Below are 2,509 nucleotides of genomic sequence, written 5' to 3' on the forward strand. Positions count from 1 at the left end.
TTGTTGCCGGCAATGTTGAACACCACGCGGCCATCTCTCAGGATGCTGGCGGACCGGACGTCGCGCTTGACGGCGGCCGGGCTTGCCCAATCGGCGATCTTCACCTGCCGGGCCCATGCCATCATCGGTTCGCGCGCATCGGCGTAGGCCGGGCTTCGCGCGAGAAACCGCTTCAGCGTACCCACAGCGATGATTCTCACCCGCTACCTGTATCATGTTCCTGCCTGCCGACGCGCAGCCCTCGCGCGAATTGTCTCGACTCCACGCCCACCTGCGCTGATAGTGGCTTCGCTCCAGTTGCAGTTGGTGGTTGCGTCCCATGTCGTTGCCAGCGTCCGAGCAGGCGTCCTCCGGTCCCAGGCAACTGGCGCTTGAGCTGCCGGCCCCGCCGGCCACGGCGGAGGCCCCGCTGGTCCCGGTGCGGATGGTCAACGAATATGTCTACTGCCCGCGCCTGGCCTTGCTCGAATGGGTCGACGGCGAGTGGGCCGATTCCGGCGATACCGAGGAAGGCCGCCGCGCCCATGTCCGGGTCGACGGCGGCGGCGGCAAGCTGCCGGCGCCGGCCGAGGTCGACGGTAAGCCGGATTTCGTTGCGCGCTCGGTGACGCTTGCCTCCGAGAGGCTCGGCATCATCGCCAAGATGGATCTGGTCGAGGGCGAGGATGGCACGGTCACCCCGATCGATACCAAGAAGGGCAAGCGCCCGCATGTCGCCGAAGGCGCCTATGATCCCGAGCGCGTGCAGGTCTGCGCGCAGGCGCTGATCCTGGAAGATGCCGGCTATCGGGTTGCCGATGCGGCGATCTGGTACGCCGGCTCCCGCGAGCGCGTGCGCATCGCGCTCGACGACGAACTGCGCGCCAAAACCCGCGCCGCCATCTCCAGCCTCAGGCTTGCGGCCGCTGTCGGCCGCCTGCCGCCGCCGCTGGTCGACAGCCCGAAATGCACCAAGTGTTCGCTGGCGGGCATCTGTCTGCCGGATGAGGTGACCTTCTTCCGGCGCGGGCTGGCGCCGCGCCCGCTCAATCCCGCGGCGCATACCGCGCTGCCGCTCTACGTGCAGGAGCCCGGCGCGCGGGTGACCAAATCCGGCGAGGTGCTCGTGATCGAGGCCGACGAAAAGAAGACGGAAGTGCCGATCGGCGACGTGTCCGAACTCGTGCTGCATGGCCCGGTGTCGCTGACGACGCCGGCGCTCGCGGCGCTGCTGCGTGAGGAGATCCCTGTCACTTATGCATCATCGGGCGGTTGGGTGCTCGGCCACACCGTCTCGACCGGCCACCGCAACGTTTCGGTACGGATTGCGCAATCCCGCGCCGCCTTCGACGAGCGGCGTTGCCTCGCCTTTGCCCGCACGCTGGTGGTGGCGAAGATCCGCAATTCGCGCGTGTTCCTGCGCCGCAACTTCAAGGCCGGCGATGAGATCGAGCGCGATGCAACACTCGAAGCGCTGTCGCGGCTGGCCGATCGCGCCGCCCATGCATTGACCGAGGCGGAATTGCTCGGCTTTGAAGGCGAGGCCGCCGCCCGCTATTTCCGCCTGTTCACATCGATGCTTGGCGAGGCAGGGCGGGATTTTCCGGAGTTCTCGTTCGAAAAGCGAACGCGCCGTCCGCCGTCCGATCCCCTCAATGCCATGCTGTCGTTCGGCTACGCGCTGCTGACGCGCACGTGGCTCACCGTGCTCTCGGCGGTCGGCTTCGATCCCTATCTCGGTTTCTATCATCGGCCGCGGTTCGGCCGGCCCGCGCTCGCCCTCGACATGATGGAGCCGTTCCGGTCGATCCTGGCGGATTCGACCGTGATCCAGGTCATCAACAACGGCGAGGTAAAGCCCGACGGCTTTGTTGCCGCCGGCCCGGCGGCAAACCTCAAGCCGCATGCGCGGCGCGCCTTCATCGCGGCCTATGAGCGGCGCCTCGACCAGGAAGTGACGCATCCCGTGTTCGGATATCGCGTCTCGATGCGCCGGCTGCTGGAAGTGCAGGCGCGCCTGCTTGCGCGCCATCTCCTGGGCGAGATCGACGACTATCCACATTATCTGGTGCGGTGAACCGATGGTCGAGGAGCGGCTTTATATCGTCACCTACGACATCTCGGACGACAAGCGCTGGCGACGCGTGTTCAAGCTGATGCACGGCTACGGACGCTGGCTGCAGCTCTCGGTGTTCCAGTGCCGGCTCAGCGCGCAGCGCCGCGCCGAACTGGCGCGCCGTCTCGAAGAGGTAATCCACGGCCGCGACGATCATGTGCTGATCCTCGATCTCGGCCCGGCCGACAAGGTCGATCCGCGGGTCGAAAGCCTGGGCAAGACCTTCGAGGCGGTGACGCGGGCGGCCGTTGTGATATGATGCGATCGAAGACCGGTCGATTCTGCCTGTGGCGCGCGAGCGCTGCGATTGCCGATATCGGCCGGCCAGCGCTCGCAGCGTGAGAAGACCCGACGAATCAAGTGGTTGTTTGACATCGTGAAGCAAATCGAAGGCGGACGAAAGCCGGGACTCGG

Annotated in this window: 3 protein-coding genes; 2 read left to right on the top strand and 1 reads right to left on the bottom strand. The window is 66.5% G+C overall.

Annotated features, from left to right (window positions below):
• Positions 1-200, bottom strand: a 200-nt coding sequence (locus tag ABSG20_RS34570; protein WP_423868919.1) for a type II toxin-antitoxin system HigB family toxin, incomplete at its 3' end; no start/stop codon positions are given.
• A gap of 119 nt (positions 201-319) precedes the next feature.
• Here ABSG20_RS34570 and cas4g/cas1g point away from each other — a divergent pair.
• On the top strand, positions 320-2,056 hold the full coding sequence (gene cas4g/cas1g / locus ABSG20_RS34575; protein ID WP_423868920.1) for a CRISPR-associated endonuclease Cas4g/Cas1g: 1,737 nt from the start codon (positions 320-322) through the stop codon (positions 2,054-2,056).
• A gap of 4 nt (positions 2,057-2,060) precedes the next feature.
• Positions 2,061-2,354 carry a CRISPR-associated endonuclease Cas2 gene (gene cas2, locus ABSG20_RS34580; RefSeq protein WP_423868921.1) on the top strand — a complete coding sequence of 98 codons (294 nt, stop codon included), beginning with the start codon at positions 2,061-2,063 and terminating at the stop codon, positions 2,352-2,354.
• The last annotated feature ends 155 nt before the right edge of the window (positions 2,355-2,509 follow it).

Origin of the sequence: Bradyrhizobium sp., from assembly GCF_049512235.1 — a bacterium.
Taxonomy (GTDB): Bacteria; Pseudomonadota; Alphaproteobacteria; order Rhizobiales; family Xanthobacteraceae; genus Bradyrhizobium.